16 protein-coding genes are annotated in these 24370 nt (G+C 59.9%); 7 read left to right on the top strand and 9 right to left on the bottom strand.

The window, feature by feature from the left end:
• Positions 1-33: 33 nt before the first annotated feature.
• The 5 genes from GIV26_RS10285 to treP all read right to left on the bottom strand — a co-directional run bounded on the left by GIV26_RS10285 (position 34) and on the right by treP (position 7657).
• Entirely contained in the window at positions 34-312 is a 279-nt protein-coding gene (locus GIV26_RS10285; RefSeq protein ID WP_089042370.1) for a PTS transporter subunit EIIB, read from the bottom strand.
• 2 nt (positions 313-314) lie between these two features.
• Positions 315-2849 carry a phosphoenolpyruvate--protein phosphotransferase gene (gene ptsP / locus GIV26_RS10280; protein WP_236280351.1) on the bottom strand — a complete coding sequence of 845 codons (2535 nt, stop codon included), beginning with the start codon at positions 2847-2849 and terminating at the stop codon, positions 315-317.
• 209 nt (positions 2850-3058) lie between these two features.
• Entirely contained in the window at positions 3059-4279 is a 1221-nt protein-coding gene (locus GIV26_RS10275; RefSeq protein ID WP_060765151.1) for a maltoporin, read from the bottom strand.
• 166 nt (positions 4280-4445) lie between these two features.
• On the bottom strand, positions 4446-6092 hold the full coding sequence (gene treC / locus GIV26_RS10270; protein WP_236280348.1) for an alpha,alpha-phosphotrehalase: 1647 nt from the start codon (positions 6090-6092) through the stop codon (positions 4446-4448).
• Between the two features lie 122 nt (positions 6093-6214).
• Positions 6215-7657 (bottom strand): PTS system trehalose-specific EIIBC component, encoded by a 1443-nt coding sequence (treP, locus tag GIV26_RS10265; RefSeq protein ID WP_236280346.1) that lies wholly within the window; start codon positions 7655-7657, stop codon positions 6215-6217.
• A gap of 254 nt (positions 7658-7911) precedes the next feature.
• Here treP and treR point away from each other — a divergent pair, with 254 nt between their 5' ends.
• The 3 genes from treR to GIV26_RS10250 all read left to right on the top strand — a co-directional run bounded on the left by treR (position 7912) and on the right by GIV26_RS10250 (position 11801).
• On the top strand, positions 7912-8616 hold the full coding sequence (gene treR / locus GIV26_RS10260; protein WP_236280337.1) for a trehalose operon repressor: 705 nt from the start codon (positions 7912-7914) through the stop codon (positions 8614-8616).
• Positions 8617-8630: 14 nt separating this feature from the next.
• Entirely contained in the window at positions 8631-9401 is a 771-nt protein-coding gene (locus GIV26_RS10255; protein WP_236280327.1) for an APH(3')-II family aminoglycoside O-phosphotransferase, read from the top strand.
• Between the two features lie 327 nt (positions 9402-9728).
• Positions 9729-11801, top strand: a complete 2073-nt coding sequence (locus GIV26_RS10250; RefSeq protein WP_236280325.1) for a TerD family protein — start codon at positions 9729-9731, stop codon at positions 11799-11801.
• Positions 11802-11905: 104 nt separating this feature from the next.
• On the opposite strand, the gene guaA is transcribed toward GIV26_RS10250, so the two are convergent.
• From guaA to GIV26_RS10230, 4 genes are all read right to left on the bottom strand, one after another.
• The gene (guaA, locus tag GIV26_RS10245; protein ID WP_014719806.1) at positions 11906-13483 is read right to left on the bottom strand and encodes a glutamine-hydrolyzing GMP synthase; all 1578 of its coding nucleotides are present in this window, start codon (positions 13481-13483) and stop codon (positions 11906-11908) included.
• Between the two features lie 80 nt (positions 13484-13563).
• Positions 13564-15033: an IMP dehydrogenase gene (gene guaB, locus GIV26_RS10240; RefSeq protein WP_034128014.1), complete on the bottom strand. Its 1470-nt coding sequence runs from the start codon at positions 15031-15033 to the stop codon at positions 13564-13566.
• A gap of 271 nt (positions 15034-15304) precedes the next feature.
• Positions 15305-15853 carry a hypothetical protein gene (locus GIV26_RS10235; protein WP_005791157.1) on the bottom strand — a complete coding sequence of 183 codons (549 nt, stop codon included), beginning with the start codon at positions 15851-15853 and terminating at the stop codon, positions 15305-15307.
• 137 nt (positions 15854-15990) lie between these two features.
• A complete protein-coding gene (locus GIV26_RS10230; protein WP_034128015.1) occupies positions 15991-16758 on the bottom strand; it encodes a sulfite exporter TauE/SafE family protein in 768 nt (255 codons plus the stop codon).
• Between the two features lie 100 nt (positions 16759-16858).
• Here GIV26_RS10230 and GIV26_RS10225 point away from each other — a divergent pair, with 100 nt between their 5' ends.
• From GIV26_RS10225 to GIV26_RS10210, 4 genes are all read left to right on the top strand, one after another.
• A complete protein-coding gene (locus tag GIV26_RS10225) occupies positions 16859-17749 on the top strand; it encodes a LysR family transcriptional regulator (protein ID WP_054897805.1) in 891 nt (296 codons plus the stop codon).
• Positions 17750-17759: 10 nt separating this feature from the next.
• On the top strand, positions 17760-19139 hold the full coding sequence (gene xseA / locus GIV26_RS10220; RefSeq protein WP_236280323.1) for an exodeoxyribonuclease VII large subunit: 1380 nt from the start codon (positions 17760-17762) through the stop codon (positions 19137-19139).
• A 3-nt stretch (positions 19140-19142) separates the two neighbouring features.
• The gene (locus tag GIV26_RS10215) at positions 19143-19964 is read left to right on the top strand and encodes a M23 family metallopeptidase (RefSeq protein WP_057975063.1); all 822 of its coding nucleotides are present in this window, start codon (positions 19143-19145) and stop codon (positions 19962-19964) included.
• 330 nt (positions 19965-20294) lie between these two features.
• The gene (locus GIV26_RS10210; RefSeq protein WP_236280321.1) at positions 20295-24308 is read left to right on the top strand and encodes a membrane-targeted effector domain-containing toxin; all 4014 of its coding nucleotides are present in this window, start codon (positions 20295-20297) and stop codon (positions 24306-24308) included.
• Positions 24309-24370: the final 62 nt, after the last annotated feature.

The following is a 24370-nucleotide window of genomic DNA, read 5'->3' as shown; positions in this document are numbered from 1 at the left end:
CAAGCCCGGCTCCCACATGTGATCATCGTCGCCTTATAGGCCGGTGAGCAGATGGACTACCCCACCCGTCAACACCATCACTGCCGGTATACCCGCTGCCTTTAACGCCGACTCATCCAAACGCCCCGCCTCCCGCAACTGCACCCGCACCCGCGTGAGTGCCACGCGCTGCTGTGACGTGACGTTCCCCTCCCCGCCCAATGCACTCACCACATCGGCCGACAACAGGCTCGGCGTCGTCGGTGCGACCGTCTCGGCCACCAAATCAGGCGTCAGGGCTTTCCAGAACGCCCGCTGCAATTTCTCGAACATGCTTAGTGCTCCATGACAGGTGAGGTTTCAACGGTGGCCGCGTGGTAAAGGCGCAGGGCCTCGCGCACTTGGTCGGCTTCTTCCAGGCCCAGCACTTGGCGGGCAATGATCTGGCAGTCGTGCAGGTCCAACTCGCGCACGGTGGCCTTGATGGTGGGGATCAGCGGCACGCTGACCGACAGCTCATCCACGCCCAGGCCGATCAACACCGGGACCGCCACGGTTTCGGACGCCAGCGCACCACATACGCCCACCCACTTGCCGTGGGCATGGGCCGCCTTGACGGTGATGTCGATCAGACGCAGGACGGCCGGGTGAAAACTGTCGGCCTGGCTGGCCAGGCGCGGGTGGTCGCGGTCCATGGCAAGGGTGTACTGGGTCAGGTCGTTGGTGCCGATGGAGAAGAAATCCACATGGGGCGCGAATACATCCGCCATCAGCGCTGCGCTCGGCACTTCGATCATGATGCCCAGCTTGGGGAGTTCACTCAGGCCAAGCGCCTGCGCTTCCTCTTCGAGCATCTTGCGCGCCAGATGCAGCTCCGACAGCAGGCTGACCATCGGCAACATGATATGCAGCCGCGCCAAGCCTGCACTGGCAAGAATCGCACGCAACTGTTCACGCAGCAGTTCGGGGCGTTCCAGGCACAGGCGGATACCGCGCAGGCCAAGGAATGGGTTGGTCTCGCTTTCCATCGGCACATAGGCCAAGGGTTTATCGCCGCCCACATCCAGGGTACGTACCACCAGATTACGCTCGGGGCCGAGGGCTCGGGCGATGGCGCTGTAGGTGTCGGCCTGCTCCTCTGCGCTCGGGGCACGGTTGCGTTCCAGGTAGAGGAACTCCGAACGCAGCAGACCCACGCCTTCAGCGCCCAGGGTCAGTGACTGTTCCACTTCCTGCAATGAGGCGACGTTGGCTGTGACCTCGACGTGGTGACCGTCGCGGGTGACCGCCGCCTGTGAGGCCTGTGCCACTTCACGCTGCAGCCGTAGCTTTTGCTGTTGACGAACCGCCTGCAGTTGCTCGATTTCAGCCAGGTTCGGCTCCAGCTGCAGCTCGCCTTTGTCGGCGTTGAGCAGTACCCGCTTGCCGTTGGCCAAGGCCAATACTTGACTGGGTACACCGCAAAGGGATGGCAGGCCGAGGGCCCGGGCGAGGATGGCCACGTGGCTGGTAGCTCCACCGGCGACCGTGACGAAGCCCAGCACTTTGCTGGTATCCAGGCCGGCGGTTTGTGAGGGGGTCAATTGTTCGGCGACCAGAATGGCGCACTCCGGCAGCTCCATGGACCGCTCCGGCACCCCCAGGATCAACTTGAGCACGCGCTGGCCGACGTCGGCCAAATCCGCCGCACGCTCAGCCAGCAGCGTTTTACCCAAGCCTTCGAAGAGCCTGGCGGTCGCCACCGTGGCCGTATTCCAGGCAAAGGCCGCGCTCTTGCCTTCGGCCAGCAGGCTATGGGCTTGTTCAAGCAGGGTCGGGTCTTCGAGCAGTTCCTGGTGGGCGCGGAAGATCTCGGCCTGGGCACTGCCGGCCGCCTTGGCCTGCAACGCTTGCAGCGCCTCGTTTGCCGCCCGCAGGCCACGGGCCAATGCGGTACGTTCGAAGGTTTCTCCGGCACCGGCTTCGGGAATCTCAAGCGCCGGTTCAGCCACTTGGACAACCTGGCCGAACGCCGAGCCCGGCGACGCGCAGACGCCTCGCAACACGGACGCAGAAGACGCAGGCGTGGCGGGCTCGTTGATCGCCTCGACCGCTACCGGCAGCGTCTCGCCACAGCCGTCGAGCAGCAACGCCACCAGCGCCTGGATTGCCGCCTCGGCATCTTCCCCCGCCGCGCTCACTTGCACGCTGTCGCCCTGGGAGGTCTGCAGCGCCATGATCGCCACAAGCGACTTGGCATTGGCGCTCAGGGTTTGCTTGTGCAGGAAAATGCTGGAACTGAACCCCTTCGCCGCCTGGGCAAACACCGCCGCAGGGCGGGCGTGCAGGCCGCTGGCATTGGGCAATGTCACTGGCTTGGAAAACAGCGCATTGCCCTCTTCCTCGTCCACCTCAGCGGGCATCGGCCCCGGTGAGACCTGCACCAGAGGCTGGCCGGACTCCACCAGCGCCTGACCGGCCACCAATGGCACAAACGGCTCGCCGCTCACAATGAGCATCAAGGTCAGCAGGCTGCGTGCATTGAGCGCCACGTAATCGGCATCGAACTCGATCAGCGGCTGCCCGGCCTCCACCCGCTGGCTCTCCTCGACCAGCCGGGTGAAGCCCTGGCCCGCCAGGTTCACGGTGTCCAGGCCAATATGCAGCAGCACCTGCACTCCGTTATCGGCGGTGACACTGACGGCGTGTCCGCTGTCCTGAATATTGCTGATCACCCCGGCCAACGGCGCGCAGAGGGTGTGCGAGGTAGGGTCGATGCACAGGCCATCGCCAATCACGCGGCCGGAAAATACCGGGTCGGGGACCTGATCCAGCGCCAGCAAAACCCCGGACAAGGGTGCCAGCAGTTCCAGGGGTTGAGATGTGGTCATGACTTCACCTGTTTGTGTTGTTCTTTAAAAATCATTGAGCCGATGCAAGGTTGAGGATGACGAAGATCAAAGGTGGGAGCGGGCTTGCTGTGGCGAGCAAGCTTGCTTGCGCTGGGGTGCGAAGCGCCCCCAAAAGCCTGCGACTGCTGCGCAGTCGAGCGGGAGCAAGCTCCCTCGCCACAGCAAGCCCGCTCGCACACGAGCCCGGCTTACTTCCACCAATATTCGACCTGCACACCGACGTTTGACCCATGCCGCGCCGTGCCATAGGCGCCGGTGTCGGACAACGCCGAGCCCGCCGCCAGCTCATTGGCCGCACGCTTGGCCGCTTTGTTCCAGGACGCATAGGTGTAATACAACCGTACTTCCGGCCGCGCCCAGAACTCAGGGCCTTTGGGCGACCAGGTCGGGGCGAAGGTAAATTTGCTCAATTTGCGCGTACCGCCGGCGGCCTCGACCTGATCGTGCCCCAGCTCAGTGACCAGTTTGAATTGCTCGCTGAGCGCATACGCAGGACGCACACCGAGCGACATCCAGTTCTGGTCCTGACGCCCTGGGCGCACATCTTTCTGGTACACCGCCTCGACTTGCCCGCCGAAACGCGGGGTCACTTGCCAATCAAAGAACTCCACGGCGCGGTAACTTTTGCTGCTTTTGTCCAACGTGGTATTGCCGGTGTAACCCAGACCGGTGCCGGGGCCTTCGCCGTACTGCAGGGCAAACTTGTTCTTGCCACCCAGGAAGGCCGCTTGTACATGCTGCGCCGTCAGCGCCCAGCCACTGTTGGTGTCACGCCCACCGGCCTTGGCGATGTAGCTCAAGCCAAGTTCCAGTTCGCCACCGGCGTTGGTCTTGAAACCTGCGACGTTGAAGTCGTGACGGGTGGCGTACTCCTTCTGGTACAGGTTGTCCTTGCGCGACAGGGCGTAGCTGTATTTCAAGCCGCCGATCAACACGTCCTCGATCCCTCCACCGGTGGCGCTCTGGTTCCAGTAGTAGAAGTCGGAAATATGGATGTCGTTACGTTTGTAGTAACGCCGCCCGGCCCACAGCGAACCGCCATTGAGACTGGGCAGGTTGGACCATTGCGCATACATCTGCGGCATGCGCGCCGAGCCATTGTTTTCACCCTGGAACTTCAGGGCACGGTCGTACTTGTTATAGAGGGAAGCCATGGCATCGACGCTGAACACCGAACCGTCATCGAGGGTCAGCAAATCCTGACGCAGTTCCAGCTCGGCGTACTGCTCGCATTCGTTGCCCAAGCGGTACTTGGTTTGCGCACCCGGCAGTTGGAAACATTGCTGCTTGCCGCTGCCCGTTGACGTGCCCGCGCCGCTGCGCAAATACCCGGCAAATTCCAGGGCTTGGGCGCCGAAAGGCACCGTGAGGCAGGAAGCAATAAGGCCCAGTTTTATTGTTGTTTTCATGAAGTGCTCCTTTTATTTTTATTGTTTTTTCTTGCTGTCTTGCGTGACGCGATCACCTGTAGGAGCGAGCTTGCTCGCGAAGAATTTGCAACCTCCACGCAACACCTGGAGGGGCGCGTTAGCGTTGGCGATCTTCGCGAGCAAGCTCGCTCCTACAGGGGGCATTTCAACCAGTCAGGTGCAGCACGAAGGATTCATAAGGGCGTAGCACCATCGTGCTCGTGCGCAGCGGGCAATCGGGGTAGTTGCTGATCAGAAGGCGTTGCTCGTTTGCGGCCTTGATCACGCCTTCGGGCAGTTGGATCTCGCACGACGATCCATAGAAGTTGTTGAGTACCAACAGGCGCTCGCCGTGGCCTTCACGCAGGTACGCCCAGACCTGGCGATGGTCTTGCAGCATCGGGCGGTAAACGCCTTGCTGTATCAGCGGTTCGCGACGGCGCAAGTCGATCAGCCTGCGGTAGTGATGCAGCACTGAATCGGGGTCATTCATCTGGCTTGCGACGTTGATCTGCGCAGCATTCGCGGGAATGCCGATCCAGGGTTCACCGCGGCTGAACCCGGCGTTCGCTTCGGTGCTCCACTGCATGGGCGTACGCCCGTTATCGCGGGACTTCTGCATGATCGCCGCCATGCTCGAAGCTTCGGACTCTCCCGCGTCGCGCTTGAGGCGGAAGATGTTCAGGGTTTCCACATCGCGGTATTGCGAAATGCTGTCGAAGCCGGGGTTGGTCATGCCCAGCTCTTCGCCCTGATACACATATGGCGTGCCCTGCAGAAAGTGCAGCGCCGTGGCGAGCATCTTGGCCGAGACCACGCGGTATTCGCCGTCGTCACCAAAGCGCGAGACCACCCGTGGCTGGTCGTGGTTACACCAGAACAACGCGTTCCAGCCGCCACCGGCCTGCATGCCCACCTGCCAGTCGGAGAAAATCTGCTTGAGTTGCAGGAAATCGAAATCGGCCTTCACCCACTTCTGCAGGTTCGGATAATCGACTTTCAGGTGATGGAAATTGAAGGTCATCGACAGCTCTTTCGACGCTGGATTCGAGTAGCGAATGCAGTGTTCCAGGCGGGTGGATGACATCTCGCCCACGTTGATCAGGTCATGGCCTTCAAAGACCTCGCGGTGCATTTGCTGCAGGTATTGGTGCACGTTCGGGCCGTCGGTGTAGAAACGGCGACCGTCGCTGTTGTCTTCGGGGAAATCGGCGGGCTTGGAGATCAGGTTGATCACATCCAGGCGGAAGCCGCCCACGCCTTTGTCGCGCCAGAAGCGCATCATCTTGAAGACTTCGGCGCGCACCTTGGGGTTGTCCCAATTGAGGTCGGCCTGGGTATGGTCGAACAGATGCAGGTAGTACTGACCAGTCTGCGCTTCGTATTCCCAGGCCGAGCCGCCGAACTTGGATTCCCAGTTGTTCGGCTGGTCACGCCAGATGTAGAAGTCACGATAGGGATTGTCGAGGCTGCTGCGCGCCTGCTGGAACCATTCGTGTTCGATGGAGGTGTGGTTGACCACGATGTCGAGCATCAGCTTGATACCACGCTTGGCGGCTTCGCTGATCAGCAGGTCGCAGTCGGCCATGGTGCCGTAGCTGGGGTCGATGGCGTAGTAGTCGCTGATGTCGTAGCCGTTGTCGCGCTGGGGCGAGCGCAGGAACGGAGTAACCCACAGGCAATCCACGCCCAGCCACTTGAGGTAATCGAGTTTGTCCACGATGCCCAGCAGGTCACCGGTGGCGTTACCCGCGTGGCTGTGGAAGCTTTTGGGGTAGATCTGGTAGATCACCGAGTGTTGCCAGGTTTGCATGGTGGGTTCCTTCAGTAGAGTTGGGTGTTGGCCCTTCCGGCCTCATCGCAGGCAAGCCAGCTCCCACATTTGAATGTGTTCACACATAACTGTGGGAGCTGACTTGCCTGCGATAGCGATCTTCAGGCGACCCGGTAACCAGGCCGAACGATCTTCATGCTCAACATGCACGTCAGCGCAAACGACACGACCATCGCCACGACCATGCCAATCACGAACATCGGAATGGCGCTCGGTACGATCGAGATAAACCCGGGTAGCCCACCGACGCCGATGGCCGAGGCCTGCACCTTGTTCAACGACAGGAAAATGCTGCCCAGCGCCGAGCCCAGCAGAGCGGCATAGAACGGGAATTTGAAACGCAGGTTCACCCCGAACATCGCCGGCTCGGTGATGCCGAAGTAAGCGGAAATGGCCGAGGTCGAGGCCATGCTTTTGTCCCGCGCATTGCGGGTCATGTAGAAAACCCCGAGCGCGGCGCTGCCCTGAGCCAGGTTGGACATGACGATCATCGGCCAGATAAAGGTGCCGCCCTGGGTGGAAATAAGCTGCAGGTCGACGGCCAGGAACATGTGGTGCATGCCGGTGATCACCAGCGGCGCATAGAGCAGGCCGAAAATCGCGCCGCCGATCATAGGTGCGATTTCAAACAGCGTGACCAGGCCTTCGGTAATCAGGATGCCGAGGTGACGCGTCACCGGGCCGATGATTGCCAAGGCCAGCACACCAGTGACCACGATGGTGGTGATCGGCACCACCAGCAGTTGAATGGCATTCGGCACCCGCGCCCTCAGCCACTTCTCGATCACGCTCATGACAAAGGCCGCCATCAGGATCGGCAGGATCTGCCCCTGGTAACCCACCTTCTCGATCTGGAACCAGCCGAAGATATCGAAGTACGGAAGGCTCTGGCCGTCGAGGCCGGCGACCGCCTTGCCGTAGTTCCAGGCGTTGAGCAGGTCCGGGTGCACCAGCATCAGGCCCAGCACGATGCCGAGGATTTCACTGCCGCCGAACCGCTTGGCCGCCGACCAGCCCACCAGTGCCGGCAGGAACACGAAGGAGGTGTTGGCCATCAGGTTGATCAGGCTCCACAGGCCATCCAGGTTCGGGTAGGCCTCCAGCAGCGTCTTGCCTTCGATGAACATGCCCTTGGCGCCCATCAGGTTGTTCACGCCCATCAACAGGCCGGCAATGATCAGCGCGGGCAGGATCGGCATGAACACATCGGAGAACACCCGCACCAGGCGCTGCATGGGGTTGGCCTTGTCGCCGCCGGCTTTCTTGACGTCGGCAATGGTCGAAGCGGCAAGGCCGGTCAGTTCGCGCAGGGCGGCGTAGACCTTCTCCACTTCGCCGGGGCCGATCACCACCTGGAACAGGCCGCCGGTAAAGAACGAACCCTTGACCAGGTCAACCTGGTTCAGGGCACTGCTGTTGACCAGGCTGGGGTCCTTGAGCGCCAGACGCAGGCGGGTCACGCAATGGGCAGCCTGCTCGAGGTTTTCGCGGCCTCCGAGGTTGTCGAGGATCTCGCGGGCAATCGTTGAATAGTCGTGGCTCATGCTCGTTTTCCACTGTGATTGTTTTTATGGGTGGCAGTCGTTGGCAGCACGCCGAGGAGGGAAAAGTACTCGTCTGTACGAGTTAAATCAACAACTCGTCTGTACGAGTTACACTTTTGTTTATTCATACGATCTTTCCGTCAGGTTTTTCACCTACGGGCACGGGTGTCCAATGGACAAACCCAACCTCTGCCACTAAGGTTCCTGCCTTGAACGCGCAGTCCACCTTCATAACGCCGGGCAAGAGCCATCCCATGAGCAAATACAACCAGATCTATACGGATCTGCTTGCCAGCATCACCACCGAGCGCCTGCAACGCGGTACGCGCCTTCCCTCCGAAACCGAACTGATGGACGCCTACCAGGCCAGCCGTGGCACCGTACGGCGCGCCATCGAGCAGTTGCAGGAACGTGGCTTTGCGCAAAAGATCCACGGCAAGGGCACCTTTGTGTTGTCGCCCAACCCGATCGAGTTCCAACTGGGCGGCATCGTCAGCTTCCACGAGACCCACGCCGACCTGGGCGATGATGTACGTACCGACGTGGTCGAGTTCACCCAGATTCCGTTGGACGGCTCACTGCTGCAGCACATCGAGGCCGAACCCGGCACATTGATCACGCGCATCAAACGGGTGCGCCGCATCGGCGGCAAACGCGTGATTCTGGACATCAACCACTTCATCAGCGACCTGATTCCCGGCCTGGACCGCGACATCGCCGAGCAGTCGATCTACGCGTTTATCGAGCAAACGCTGCAGCTGCAGATCAGCTACGCGCAACGCACCATCGAAGCCCTGCCACGCAGCAAGGACGACCAGGCGCATCTGGATCTGGAGGGGCAAAGCCATGTGATTGTGGTGAGTAACCAGACGTTTTTGCAGGATGGAAGGCAGTTCGAGTACACCGAGTCGCGGCATACGTTGGATAAGTTTTATTTTTCTGATGTGGCGCGGCGCTGACGCCGGAGACAACGATGAATATTCCCCACAAATGGCGGGAACAATTTCCCCATGCACTGATTGAACAACAGGCCATTGGTGAATCGCGCGCTGACGTCTTTCGCCTGCGCCATGACGGCGGCACGAATCTGTTCCTGAAATCAGAGCTCCTGGAGGAACACAGTGAGTTGGCAGACGAAATTGATCGACTCAGATGGCTGCAGCAAATGGGTCTGCCTGCGCCTGTGGTCCTGGATGAAGTTACAGCGGCCCATCGCCATTGGTTGCTGATGACCACCGTACCGGGACAGGACCTGGCCAGCGCCAGCGAGCTTTCAGCCGAGCAAATTATCAACATCCTGGCGACCGCGCTGCGTACTTTGCACCAGTTACCCGTGGCACTGTGCCCCTTCGATCACTCCCTCCAGCTGCGCATCGCACGCGCACAGCAGCACGTCAGTGCCGGCCTCGTGGACGAGACAGACTTCGACGACGAGCGACTGGGGCAAAGCGCTGAGGATGTGTTTGCTGAACTGGTGGCAACTCAGCCAAAGACTCATGATCTGGTAGTGACCCATGGCGACGCTTGCCTGCCGAATTTCATGGCGGCTGAGGGTTGTTTCAGCGGCTTCATCGACTGTGGACGGCTGGGGGTCAGCGATCGGTTCCAAGACCTTGCCTTGGCAGCACGAAGTATTGAAAGCAATCTGGGGCTGGCATGGGTGAGGCCATTTTTTGAGGCTTATGGCGTTGAGCCCGATGAGCAGCGTATGAAGTTCTATTGTCTGCTGGATGAGTTTTTCTGACGCTGAGCGTACCGCCGTCCCCCCTGTTCAAGCCTGTAATGCCACCACCTAAGGACACAATGTAACCCTGTGGCGAGGGAGCTTGCTCCCGCTGGGGCGCAAAGCGGCCCCTCTTCTGCTGGCGAAGCAGCTTGTTACCGTTGAATTACGCAGCGACCTGACAAACAGATTCAACCTTTCGTAGAATGCCGCCGTGGCTATGGAACACCTTCCTTCTAACCTCCTATGACCTAGGGGTTTCGCTCTCCACACTGCGCCTGCTTCTAGCAGGCGTTTTTACTTCAACTGCAACGCGAGCACGACGGTGGCCAAGGGAGAAAATCTAGTATGAATCAGGGGTTGTTCCTGCGTCGCCGTAGCAAAGTTCACGTCCCCATCGGCACTGGCGGTGCCACGCGTGCGCAGGTCGCATCGGCGGTCCGGGAAGTCGCGGCGTTCCGATGTGTACTGTCAGAATCCCTGATTGAGCAAATTGCCAAGTTGTCAGCAACAGAACTCAAGTATTGGCTGCGCGAAATTATCGGCGTTCTTCGGCGGGAAACTGGCGCTCATGTACATTACAAACCCTTCTACCCAGACTTTCCAGAGCAGGTCCTGACGGCCTCAGAGGCGGAGTTGTACCTTAATGCCGTCATTCACTGCTTAACGCTATTACGTTTACCACCCACCGAACACGCTCGACCTGCGATGCTTGAAGGCAACTTCATATCCCGCGTTATCGAACCGGGAAGCGTCTCCGAGTTCGAGTCACTCCTCGAACCGCTGATTTCATCACGCACCTCGCTCTCCGAACAGGAAACAGCCGACGTCATCTGGTTTATTCGAAAGTATCAAAGCGATGTGTTTCGACTGCTGCCTGAGTCCGTGCCGTTTCGGGAGATCCGTGCACTAGTTGGCGGTGCACTTATCCTGCACGTAGCCGGCGATGCGCGGGTAGATACATTCCTGGAACGAAACGCCGAAACGGCGACAGACGTGCTACGGCTCGCTGTTGCGCTAAGTGGAGGAGACGTGTCACTGACGACAGCTTCGACACGTTTTAAAGCGATGAAGCGCTCAATGCGTCGCCTGCTGTTGCGCCTGCTCGACAAAACACTCAACGTTGCAGAAGACGTGATGCGGCATGCAGAGCGATGGAAACGCCTGGCTGAAGTACTGCATCCGGGCGACTATGCCGATAAGTACCCACGAGCGCTGGCCGCCATCACGGCAGCACGTCGCAACGAAACGCCAAACTCATTTGGATCACGAGTCGAAACATTGCTTGCCCAGCGTGACATCGCCGCGCTTACGCCCATACTACAAAACCGCCCAGGCGAGTTCGCAAGACGGCTGGACGTGACCCTTCGGCGTGCAACGGCACCAGAATCGGTCCTCGACGCGTTCGAGGCGGTTGCGGCACAAGTGTCCTCACCTGTTCTGCTGCAGTTGCTGGCTCAGGTACGCGCTCCTCGCCCACTCCCCCTGCGAGCATTCACACCCAAAGGCGCACTCGCCAAAGTCTACGCAATCAAGGATCGACGCGAACCTCTAGCCCCCAACGTGTTGGCTCGTGCAGCCACAATCTGTGAGAACGCTCTCGTAACGCGTTTTGCGTCACTACCGCCGCTAGGTCGCTGCTTTATCGATCCAGTACTACGCGAGTACAGGGTACCGCTGGCGCAGCGTGCCTCATCGAAAGCCCTGCGCACATTGGTTCGGGGCAGTCGGCTGCCTATACCTGACACCCGCTTCATTCGCCTGTTCCTCTGGTGGAAGAACGGCCATGGGCGTACAGATATCGACTTGTCCGCTGCATTTTTCGACGCCAACTTCGTGTTCATAGAAACAGTCGCTTACTACAACCTGAAGAGTTTCGGCGGCTACCACAGCGGCGACATCGTCGACGCGCCCGATGGAGCTTCAGAGTTCATCGACCTCGACCTTGATGTTCTCGTAGAGAAGGGTATTCGCTACGTTGTTACCTCTATCAACTCATACACCGAGCAGCCTTACTGCGACCTTCCAGAATGCTTCGCTGGCTGGATGGCTCGCGTCGATACGGCGTCAGGTGAAGTATTCGAGCCAAGCTCCGTGTTCGACCGTATCGATATCGCATCCAACACAGGGATCTGCCTGCCATTCGTAATGGACTTGCAAGAGCGACGCATAATTTGGGCCGATCTGGGGCTCACATCATCTCCGAGGTGGAACAACGTCGAGAACAACCTCAGCGGGGTGTCCTTGATGCTGCGAGCTTTAATACATACACCAAGGCCGGATTTGGAGACGCTATTCGACTTACATGCTCGAGCGCGGGGAGAAGGCGTAGCCTCATCGCAGTTGGCACAGACGGTGTTTGCGCCTGATCAAGGGATAACACCGTTCGATACGGATTTGATTCGATCACAGTTTCTCTAATATCTACGCCAGAATTTGCCAACGCCAAAGAGCCAAAAGCCCGCAATTACGCGGGCTCTAGGGCATTTCTTGCTAGATCGTGCCGGACAATGCCGGACGTCCCATCATTCCCACTCAATCGTCGCCGGCGGCTTGCTCGACACGTCATACGTCACGCGGGAAATACCTTCGATCTCGTTGATAATCCGGCCGCTGACCGTCTCCAGCAGTTCGTAAGGCAGGTGTGCCCAACGCGCTGTCATGAAGTCGATAGTCTCTACGGCACGCAGTGCAACAACCCACGCGTAACGGCGGCCATCGCCTACGACGCCAACCGATTTCACCGGCTGGAACACCACGAACGCCTGGCTGACCTTGTGGTACCAGTCGGCCTTGCGCAGTTCTTCGATGAAGATGTGGTCGGCGCGACGCAGCAGGTCGGCGTATTCCTTCTTCACTTCACCCAGGATACGCACGCCCAGGCCCGGACCTGGGAAGGGGTGGCGGTAGACCATGTCGTACGGCAGGCCCAGTTCCAGGCCCAGACGGCGGACTTCGTCCTTGAACAGTTCGCGCAGCGGTTCTACCAGCTTGAGGTTCATCTCCTCAGGCAGGCCACCCACGTTGTGGTGGGACTTGATCACGTGGGCCTTGCCGCTCTTGGCGCCGGCCGACTCGATCACGTCGGGGTAGATGGTGCCCTGGGCGAGGTACTTGATGTTGTCCAGTTTGTTGGACTCGGCATCGAACACGTCGATGAAGGTGCGGCCGATGATCTTGCGCTTCTTCTCCGGGTCGGACTCGCCGGCCAGGTTGTTGAGGAACTGGTCCTCAGCGTTGGCGCGGATCACCTTGACGCCCATGTTCTCGGCGAACATGGCCATCACTTGCTCACCTTCGTGCAGGCGCAGCAGGCCGTTGTCGACGAATACGCAGGTCAGCTGGTCGCCAATGGCCTTGTGCAGCAAGGCGGCCACAACCGAGGAGTCAACGCCGCCGGACAGGCCAAGCAATACGTTGTCAGTGCCGACCTGGGCGCGCACTTGGGCGATGGCGTCTTCAGCAATTTTCGACGGGGTCCACAGGGCTTCACACTCGCAGATGTCGAGGATGAAACGCGACAGGATGCGCCCGCCTTGCTTGGTGTGGGTCACTTCCGGGTGGAACTGCACCCCGTAGTAGCGACGCTCATCGCTGAACATGCCGGCAATCGGGCAGCTCGGGGTGCTGGCCAGGATGTGGAAATCTTCCGGCATTTTGGTGACCTTGTCACCGTGGCTCATCCAGACGTCGAGGCCGAACAGGCCGTCGGCGTCGATGTGGTCTTCGATGCCGTCCAGCAGGCGGCTCTTGCCGACCACGTCCACACGGGCATAACCGAATTCACGCAGCTCGGAGCCTTCTACCTTGCCGCCCAGTTGCTCGGCCATGGTCTGCATGCCGTAGCAGATGCCGAATACCGGCACACCCAAGTCGAATACCGCTTGCGGGCAGCGCGGGCTATTGGCTTCGTGCACGGACTCGGGGCCACCGGCGAGAATGACGCCTTTGGGTGCGAATTCGCGGATCGCTTCATCGTCCATGTCGAACGGATGCAGTTCGCAATACACGCCGATTTCACGCACGCGGCGGGCGATCAGCTGGGTGTACTGGGAACCGAAGTCGAGGATCAGGATGCGGTGGGCGTGAATGTCGAGGGCCATGAAGTCAGTCTCGTCTAATGAATCAGAAACAACTCGGGGCTGAAGAACAGCCCCGGTTACTTAACATTTTGCTGGAAGCCTCAACCTACACGGTAGTTTGGCGCTTCCTTGGTGATCTGCACGTCGTGGACATGGGATTCAGCCATGCCGGCGCCGGTGATCCGTACGAACTCTGGCTTGGTGCGCATTTCTTCGATGTTGGCGCTGCCGGTGTAGCCCATCGAGGAACGCAGGCCGCCCATCAGTTGATGGATGATCGCGCTCAGGGTGCCTTTGTACGGCACACGGCCTTCGATGCCTTCCGGTACGAGCTTCTCGGCGCCTGCCGAAGAGTCCTGGAAATAACGGTCGGAAGAGCCTTGCGCCTGGGACATGGCGCCCAGCGAACCCATGCCACGGTAAGCCTTGTACGAACGGCCCTGGAACAGTTCGATCTCGCCCGGTGCTTCTTCGGTACCGGCGAACATCGAGCCCATCATCACGCAGGAGGCACCGGCTACGATGGCCTTGGACAGGTCACCGGAGAAACGGATGCCACCGTCGGCGATCAAGGGTACGCCAGTGCCTTCAAGGGCAGCGGCGACGTTGGCGATGGCGCTGATCTGCGGCACGCCCACACCGGCGACGATACGCGTGGTGCAGATGGAGCCTGGGCCGATACCGACCTTGACTGCGTCGGCGCCAGCTTCGGCCAGGGCCTTGGCGGCAGCGCCGGTGGCGATGTTGCCGCCGATCACCTGCACTTCAGGGAAGTTCTGCTTGACCCAACGCACGCGGTCGATCACGCCTTTGGAGTGGCCGTGGGCGGTGTCGACCACTACCACGTCAACACCGGCAGCGACCAGCGCCGAGACGCGATCACCGGTGTCTTTACCGGTACCGACAGCAGCGCCAACGCGCAGACGACCTTGGTCATCCTTGCTGGCCAGTGGGTAAGCCTTGGCTTTTTCGATGTCGTTGACGGTCATCATGCCTTTGAGGGCGAATTTGTCGTCGACGATCAGCACGCGCTCGATGCGGTGCTTGTGCAGCAGTTCGCGCACATCGTTCTTGTCGGCGCCTTCCTTGACGGTGACGAGGCGCTCTTTAGGCGTCATCACTTCGCGGACGGTGACTTCAAGGCGGTTCTCGAAACGCACGTCACGGGAAGTGACGATGCCGACCAGGTCGCCATCGTGCAGCACCGGGACGCCGGAGATGTTGTGCATACGCGTGAGTTCGAACAGGTCACGCACGGTGGCGTCAGCTTCGATGGTGATCGGATCTTTCACCACGCCGGCTTCGTAACGCTTGACCTTGCGCACTTCGGCAGCTTGCTGCTCGATGGTCATGTTCTTGTGGATGATGCCGATGCCGCCTTCCTGAGCCATGGCAATGGCCAGACGGGCTTCGGTGACGGTGTCCATGGCAGCGGAAACCAAGGGAATATTCAGCTCGATGCCACGGGTTAGGCGGGTCTTGAGACTGACTTCGTTAGGAAGCACCTCGGAATAACCGGGCACTAGGAGAATGTCGTCGAATGTCAGAGCTTCTTGGCTGATACGCAGCATCGCGGGGGCTCCCGAGCGGGAAAATGGAAGCGCGCCATTATATACATGCACCCTGCCGGGCTCAATGTAAAACTCTGACAAACTTGGTAATACTGATAGATGGGTAATTTCATCGCCCCGATCATTCCCATGCTCCGCGTGGGAATGCCTCTGGTGACGCTCCGCGTCGCCTTGGGGCAGGATTCAAAATCTCCGACAACAACGGGACGCGGAGCGTCCCATGCGGCGTTGCCCACGCGGGAGCGTGGGAACGATCGTGTTCGGCAAAAAGTTACAGTTCGACTTTGACCCAGCTCATTTTTTGATCGAGCCAATCGGCAAACTCGTCGATAAAGCTCTGTTTGAAGCCCGCCTCCGCCCAGTTGTTGAAAATGAATCCCAGGTTGGAAAACCCGCATTCCTGCAGGAACAGAAAGCCATTGATGTCGTCTTCATGCCCACATAGCGGGCAGGTGAAGTTATCGGTGTGACCAGGCATCCAGTCTTCCAGGCTTTCAAACAGCGCCTCGCCGACTTCCTTTAGGCACTCCGGGCAGCCAGCTTCTTCGAGGAACCCCTTGGCCGGCGTGTAGATGCAACGCTTGTAGATGATCTCCAGGCCATTGACCGGCTCGTTGAACGGCAGCGCTTCGGGGTGCAGCACCACCGCGCGGGCACCATCGGCCAGGGCGTAGCCCATGCGGTTGCCGGTACGCCCGCAAGTGGTGAGCTCTTCCTTGATGATGTTCTTGCGCACCAGCCAGCGCACAATCGCCCGGGCGCGGGGTTCGTGGACCGGCAAGGTGGAGATTTTCGGGACAAGGATGCTTTGGGAGTTCATGGAAGTCCTGCGGTGTGGCTATTGGCGCCATCGCGGGCAAGCCCGGCTCCCACATTGGAACGAGATCAACTGAGGGAGCCGGGCTTGCCCGCGATGACGCCCGGGAGGACGGCAGCTTAATCCCTGAAAAAATCAGGTCAAGTACTCAAATACCGTCCGATCAACGCAATACCGCTGGCCAATACCAGCCAGGTCACCAACCGCACGAACGCCTCACGGGACAGCCGCATCGTCAGCCTGCGCCCACACCACAACCCCAGGGCCATCGCCGGCAACAGGCAAACCGCCAACATCAATAACGGCAAATCTGCATACACCCCGGCAATCAGGAACAGACTCAAACGCACGACCGTGCTGCAACTGATCAGCGCGCTTTGCGTAGCCCGCGCAGCGTCCTTGGGCAAACGGCTGTTCAGGTAAATCGCATATAAGAAGCCGCCACTGCCGAATAGCGCCCCAAACAGGCCGCCAACGGTGCCCATGGGAATCGACCAGCCCGCCGTCAACTGAGTCGGCCTTGCTTTCACCGCCAGGCTGTAAATCGCGTAGGCGCTGATAAACAGCCCCATCAATAACAGCAACAGGTCCGAATGCAGGTTGAGCAAAAACACCACGCCCAGGGTGCAGCCGATGGCCATGCAGGGCAGCAACCGCAACAGTTCCGGCTTGTTCACATCGCGCCGTGTTCGCAGCAGGCCGCCAAACGCAGCGACAAAGTCCAGAAGCACCAGCAACGGGATGATCTTCGACAGCGGCATGAATAAAATCAGGATCGGCCCCGCCACCAGCGCCGTGCCGAATCCGGCAACGCCGAACACGATATAAGCCACCGTCACGCCCAGGCCGATCACCAGCCAATCAATACCGCCGAAAGTCCCCTGGCTCATCAGCTCAACCGGGCTCATGACTTATTCCTTCTATTGAGATGCCGTTCACTTTAGCCATCGGCAAGGGTTGCGACTAATATCTTCCAAGCTCACTACTCATCTCAAAAAGGCATGACTCTTGATCTCCACCCGGCAACTGCGTTATTTCGTCGAAATCGCCGACAGCGGTAGCTTCAGTGCTGCCGCCGAGCGCCTGTTCGTGGCGCAATCAGCCTTGAGCCGGCAGATCAAGGAGCTTGAATCTCAACTGCAAACCCCACTGTTCGAACGCACTGCACGCCAGCCAAGGCTGACGGCCGCCGGCGAAGCCTTCTACCCACGGGCGCGCAACCTGCTGAGTGAGTTGCTCAAGGCCAGCGACCTGGCGACACAAGTGGGCCAGGGCCAACTCGGCACCTTGCGCCTGAGCCATTCGAGCACCGTGCCGATGAGCGGCGCGTTACTGCAAGGCATCAGCACGTGGCTGGAGCGCTGCCCGGGTGTGTCGATGGATATCGTCAAACTCTCCTCCGAAGCCCAACTGGAGGAAATCGTCGAGGGCCGCCTGGACGTCGGCCTGCTGCGGTTGCCGGTGTTGCGCCAGCGCGAAGGCGTGCGCGTGGTGCCTTGGTACACCGAGCCGTTGGCGCTGGCAGTGCCTGCGGGTCATCCCTTGGCACGCGGCAACGCAGCGGTCGAGTTAATGCAACTCAAGGATGAGGCGTTTATTTCAATCCCCCACCCTCAGCGCGGCGGGCTGAGCTATCTGTCGGCTGAATTGTGCATGCGTGCAGGTTTTTTCCCCAAGGCGGCGCGGGTAATGTCGCGCAAGACCACGCAGTTGCAATTGATCCAGGCCGGTTTCGGGATTGCCCTGTTACCAAAATCCATGCAGGACATCGCCCCGCCCAACGTGCAATTTTTGCCCTTGGCCGACCCTGACTGCGACAGCACCGTAGCCCTGGCCTGCGCGCAAGCGCCGAACGCGCTGGTGGAGCAATTCTGTCAAACCCTGCACGAATGCCTATAAACTGCCGCCCATGATTAAAGATCCTTTTGCCCGCTTGGGCCTGGACCGCGAAGTCCTGACTGTCAGCCAGCTCAACGGCCGCGCGCGGGTGTTGCTGGAAGACGTGTTCACCAATATCTGGGTGGAAGGCGAGATCTCCAACCTCGCCCGCCCGGCCTCCGGCCATGTGTATTTCACGCTCAAGGACAGTGGCGCCCAGGTGCGTTGCGCGCTGTTTCGCAATAACGCGGCGCGGGTACGTCAGGCGTTGAAGGATGGCCTGGCGGTGAAGGTGCGCGGTAAGGTCTCGTTGTTCGAGGGCCGCGGCGATTACCAACTGATCCTCGATACCGTGGAGCCGGCCGGTGATGGTGCGCTACGCCTTGCCTTCGATGCACTGAAGGAAAAGCTGAGCGCCGAAGGCCTGTTCAGTGCCGAACGCAAAGTGGCGCTGCCGGTGCATCCTCGGCGCATCGGCATTATCAGCTCGCCCACCGGCGCGGTGATTCGCGACATCATCAGCGTGTTCCGCCGCCGCGCGCCGAATGTTGAACTGACCCTGATCCCTACCGCCGTGCAAGGCCGCGAAGCAATCCCGCAGATCGTGCGGGCGCTGAAACTCGCCGACGCCCGGGGTTTCGACGCGCTGATCCTGGCCCGTGGCGGTGGCTCCCTTGAAGACTTGTGGTGCTTCAACGAAGAGGTGGTGGCCCGCGCAATTGATGCTTGCGTTACCCCTATCGTCAGTGCCGTTGGTCATGAAACCGATGTGTCCATCAGCGACTTCGTGGCGGACGTCCGCGCCCCTACTCCCTCCGCCGCCGCCGAGTTGCTGGCTCCCGACGCCAGCCATCTGGTGCGTCAAGTGGAAAACCTGCAGCGCCGCCTGGTGATGCTGATGCGCAACCGCCTGAGCCACAGCCGCCTGCGCCTGGAAGGCATGGCCCGGCGCCTGCGTCACCCGGGCGAGCGCTTGCGCCAGCAGGCCCAGCGCCTGGATGACCTGGACATGCGCTTGCGCCGCGCCTTTGAGCGTAGCCTCAATACCCGTCGCGAGCGCTTGATCCGCCTGGAAACCCGCCTCGCCGGCCAGCACCCCGGCCGTCAACTGGCACTCTTGCGCCAGCGCCTGGACAGCTTCGCCGAACGCCTGCCCCGCGCCATGCGTGAAGGTCTCAAGGCTCGGCGTCTGCAACTGCAGAGCCAAGTGCAGACATTGCAGGTGGTCAGCCCGCTGGCGACCCTGGGCCGCGGCTACAGCATCCTGTTGGACGAGCGCGGCCAGGCGATTCGCAATGCCGCACAAACCCACACCGGCCAGCGCCTCACCGCGCGCCTGGGTGAAGGCCAATTGCAAGTGCGGGTGGAAGACAACCACCTGACACCCGTCACCCTTTCATTATTGGATTGATCGATGCCACGCCTACTGAGCCTGTTGATGCTGTTGTGCCTCACATTTAACGCCCACGCCGACAGTTACATCACGCGAACCCTGAACAAACCGGTGCCAGGCGGCGTGGCCGTCGTCGAACTGGGCCCTTCGGCCACGGCGCCGAAAGCCACCTACCAGGGCAAGCCGGTGCTGGTGGTCAAGGAGCAGGACAACTGGCTGGCGATTGTCGGTATCCCGTTAACGGTCAAGCCTGGCAACGAGCGCATCAGCAGCGGGGGGCGCAACCTGCCGTTTATCGTCGGTTACAAGAAGTATCCGGAACAGCGCATTACTTTGAAGAACAAGAGCCAGGTCAACCCTGACCCGGCTCAGCTCAAGCGCATCGAAGGCGAACTGGCAGTGCAGCTCAAGGCTTACCGCAGCTTCAGCCCGAACCTGCCTAGCAACCTGGTGCTGGATAAACCGGTGAACGGGCCGCTTTCGAGCAAATTCGGGGTGCGCCGCTTCTTCAACGGTGAGGAACGCAACCCGCATTCGGGCCTGGATTTCGCCGTACCGGCCGGCACACCGATCAAGACACCCGCCAATGGCAAGGTGATTCTGGTCGGCAATTACTTCTTCAACGGCAATACCGTGTTTGTCGACCATGGCCAGGGCTTTATCAGCATGTTCTGCCATATGTCGAAGATCGATGTGAAGGTGGGTCAGCCACTGGTGCGCGGTGCGGTAGTCGGCAAAGTCGGCTCGACAGGCCGGGCCACCGGGCCGCATATGCACTGGAACGTCAGCCTGAATGATGCACGGGTAGATCCGGCGATTTTTATCGGCGCGTTTCAACCCTGAATACCGTGGCCGTGAGGGGCGTCAGTGATTTCCTGCGCTGGCGCCTGATCTGCCGGAGGTTCGCTGCAATGCATTGTGATCTTCTTACACTTTTGCGATGAACCATCCGACACCCGAGACTCACTCAACCAGCGATTTACACGGACGTAATGAGCAGGACCTGAGCATTGGAGATCCAATTCCCATGAGACTCTTTCCATGTCACTTACCCCAGCACTGTCAGAGCGACATTCGCAAAACCTCTTGCCCTCATCTCACGCCTCACCCGGTACCCCCCCGACCAGCCCGCCTACACCACCCGCAACTCTGCAACAACCTGCATCAGTCCCCTTGACCGCCGCCGCCAATTACGCCCCCGATGACCCACCTACTCCCGCCTCGTCAGGTATAACCCCGGCGAAAATGCGATACCCGCAGTTGGTGAAGCATTTCAAACCCAGCAATGAAACACAGTTCACCGCTGAACACGCGTTGCTGACCGAAGACAAGCAACGCCTGCATAGCCAGCAACCCGGCTTCAAGGCCTTTGTACAGTCGCAACTTGAGGAAGCCTTCCCCGCGATCAGGCCGCTGAATCCGGACATGCTCAGTTTCAATCGCTACAGAGTGGGCGATGGACGCGAATCACTGGCCTCTTCAGAGCCCCTGATGGCTGCACTGGCCAGGATGATCCGCGACATCCAGGCCAACCCGAATGCGTTGATGCGCCCGGAGCGAGGCATAAGCACTGAATTCACTTATCGACGAACCATTGCCGACATGGCGGTACCGGCCTTTACCGAAGGCACGCTGCAATCCATTGCTCGCAGCATTGCCACGCAATACCCGCAGGCGCTTGAAGAATACTGGAGCACACCGCGGCCGGTGGAAAATCAGCCGACGCTCCAGATGCCGCCGCAAGAGCAACTGTTGTTCCTGCACAAAAAACAGCTGTCGATCCTCGCCTCACTGCGCCTGAGCGATGGCACCCTGAGCGCGACCGGCAAAGGCCTGATCGACTCCGCGTTGCGCTACCCCACCCTGCAAGACCGGGAAAAACGCTTCACCGACGGTGATCGCTTAGGGGTGTACCCCGTTACTGTGGATGACCAAACGGAACATGGCGCGATGCTGCCAGGGGCCTTTCTCATCACCCGAAAAGACGGCTCCTATGCTACGCCGCCCACCTGGCCGAATGGGCGCGCACTTGCGCTCAACGATGACAATGGCCCCGTCGTGATGTACACGCCCAGCGAAGGTTTCGAGGAATTCGCAACCCCGGCCCAGGCACGCCAGGCTTTGGCCAACCGCCTGGACCAGGGCGGTGTCGAGGCCAAGTTGCTCCTGCAAGGCCTGCCCCCGGCTCTGCAAAACAGGCCCGACCCTATTACCGGAAAAGATCTGATGTCCAGTGTCGAGCCATCGGCCGGGGATGTGTTGGCGCAATCCATTCCCTGGATGCTCAAACGCCAGCGGGCAGACATTAATACCCACCTGAGCACAGCATTGGCGCCAGGCAAAACCGTCAACCCCCTTCTCGACAGTGCCACATTGGAAGGTATCGATAATGCGGCCGACTGGTCGTACCTCACCGATGGCACCAACGCCATGCTGGCCCGGGACGCCAAACTGACCGACAAACTCCAACCCGAATGGTTGAAGAATCTAAGCCCCTTTCAAGAAGCCTTGTTTTTGCACTTGGACAAGGCGCAGGAACGGAGCCTGGATGCGCTGACGCCCCTGCTTGAAAAAATCCCGGCGCTGAACACCTTCGCCCGTGACCGCCTGAATGCAGCCATAAAACAGCGATACCCGGCAGCAGAAATCGATGCGGATCAACTCATGGTGCAGGTCCACACCCGCACCGCCATCCACGGCGGCAGAGGGACTGGCCAACCCCTCTATTCGAAACAAGACGCGGTGTCCCTGACCGACTTGGCGCTGAAGAATCCCAGTGGCTTCCCTGCCGTCGAAAGAGGTGTATACACCGATGAGAAAATGACTTTGCCTCTGCGCGACAAGCACGGCAAGCCTGTGCGAGACCTGAGCGGCAAGCCGGTTACCCTGGATACCGACGATCTCAAGGCACTGGTCAATACCGCCGATGTCGGGGGCGAATACACCAAACTACTCAAACAGGAAATGGCCCCAGATGCCCAATCGGGGAGTGCTGTGCACTTGCGCACAGCGTGGAAAGCTCATCTGGCAGACGCGATGGACAAAGAGGCGTTTCTGGCAGAACTCAGCCCCGACGCCTATACGGAACTGGCCAGCGACAACATCCATAAACGCGCGGCGCAGTGGGCGGATGCGGTACTGACTCACCCAGACCCGGCCACCCGCCCTCAAGTCGATGGGAAAACCATCGTCGCCAACAGCCTGCTCCACAGGGGGCTAGCGGTGCAGGGCGTGATGGTGATCGGCAACCAGACAGATCCATCGCTGGTGCTGTACACCCCCAAGGCTCCCGACGGCATTACTTATCGCGAAGTCGCGGACCACAAGGCCCTCGACACCCTCCTGGAGAAAAAAGAGTGGGCAACCTATATCGCGCAAAGAAAATCACCCGTCAGTAAAGATGAGGTCGATCAGTTCAGGGGAGCGCTTAAAGAAGCTGCGTACAGCCCAACGAAATTGATGTCCCCCGAGCTGGCGGTCTCGTCGATCAAGCTGCTGGGAGGCGCCACTCGCCTTGAGCCCATAAAAGGTGATTTCCAAGACCATCTGTACAAGCAACACGTACAGATGGCGATCGACCGAGCGGATCACCAGTCCGTAAGCAGTGCGGAGGTCGCACGGCAATCGCTCAAGAACAAAATCGAGTTCGGCATTGAAGTGGCATTGATCTTTACCGACCTGATACCAGTGGCTGGCAAAGGCATGTCTGCGGGTTTTCGTCTGGGCAAAGCCGGCATCAGCGCACTGCGCGCCAACAGCAGAGTGTTGCCGCACCTGATCAAAAGACCCGGCCTGGGACGGGCGATCTACAGTGATTTCACCCTGTCTGCGGCGGGTATCTCTAATGTTCGCGCGGCCCCCCTACGCCCGGTATTCAAGTCGTCGACGGCGACAGGCGCGATTACCCCGCGCCCAGGGCCAAGAGCACTGCCTGCGCCCGTCAGCCCAGTGCCGGCACGACCCTTAGCCAGCACCGGCAACACTATCGCTGGCTCACGCACGCCCAACGACGCCGTCATTCCCGAGCGCGACTTGAGTGCGTACGCCAGGCCTGGCGATATGATCAACGGCCGGACGCTAAGGAGTGACGGTACCTATAACGTTGGCGACGAGTGGTTCATCCGATTTACCGACAGTACCCGCGTGAGCAGGGTTTATCAGATCGATTCAGCCTTTCACGCTCGCAGTGGCTGGGTCAATATCATCGACCCGAACGTCCCAGCAACTGCGCCCAAAAGCAGCAGAATCGTCGCCTCTGTACAACATGCGGGCAACGGTGAATGGCGCCTGAATCAACTGCCCGGTGGAGCCCCCACGCCGACACCGGGAGCTTCGACGAGAGGCGCCGAGGCCCCTGTCCGACCAGCGTTACCAGACGCCGAGTATTTCAGCCTCAACAGAGGGCGGCTGGTCGAAGCCGACTTCACCGCTAAAACCTTGCCTGTGGCCAGGTATTGGTTCAGGCGGGATTTGTATAACTTCTACAAGAACATGCTCACTCAAGGCCAGATGCCGCCGCGCCCGCCCCGGCTGGAGCTCGCACCCGGCACCTCGCCGGCCGACCTGTTGCGTAAGGCCTACGAAATCACTGATGTGGTGGTACTGGGCGAGCGCCATAACGAAATCGCCAGTTTCCAGATGCTCAAAGAGAATATGCAGGCCCTCAAAGAGTCTGGGGTTACCACACTTTACCTTGAGAATGTCGAAACCAATGCCGCGGGCCAGCTCATGGATGTGGGCATGGGGGCCCACCGTCCTCAAGGCGCGTCTCCCACGCTCTCGGAACTGGTTCAACTTGCCAATGACAATGGAATCACCGTCAAATCCCTAGAGCACCACTACTTGACCCGCCGATCGGATATGCCCGATTTCTATAAGTACGTTGGGGACAACGACGAAGGCATTACGCGCCTGCAGGAATTCAATTACTTCGCGACCCGTATCTTGGAAACACGCAAGCCGGGCGAAAAAGTACTCGCCTTGGTAGGCCGGGCCCATATGAACACGGCCCGAAACGTTCCAGGTCTGGCGGAACTCACTGGAGGGGTGGGCATAGGCGTGTACCCGGACAAAACATTCAACAAGAGTGTTGCCATCAGCGGCCCGTCAATACCAAGGGATCCCGGGGCCAACGTCACGAATAGCCATACGGCAGGGGATTATCAGATCTTCCATAAAGTCATTTGAGTAATCACCGTCGTGCGTTGTTTGCGCGATGGTGAGCCCTTCACTGCCGCATGCGGCGCCAC

This window comes from Pseudomonas sp. PA-1-3F (assembly GCF_021609665.1).
In the GTDB taxonomy this organism is placed as follows: Bacteria; Pseudomonadota; Gammaproteobacteria; order Pseudomonadales; family Pseudomonadaceae; genus Aquipseudomonas; species Aquipseudomonas paracarnis.
This window is presented reverse-complemented; position numbering and strand designations above follow the sequence as displayed.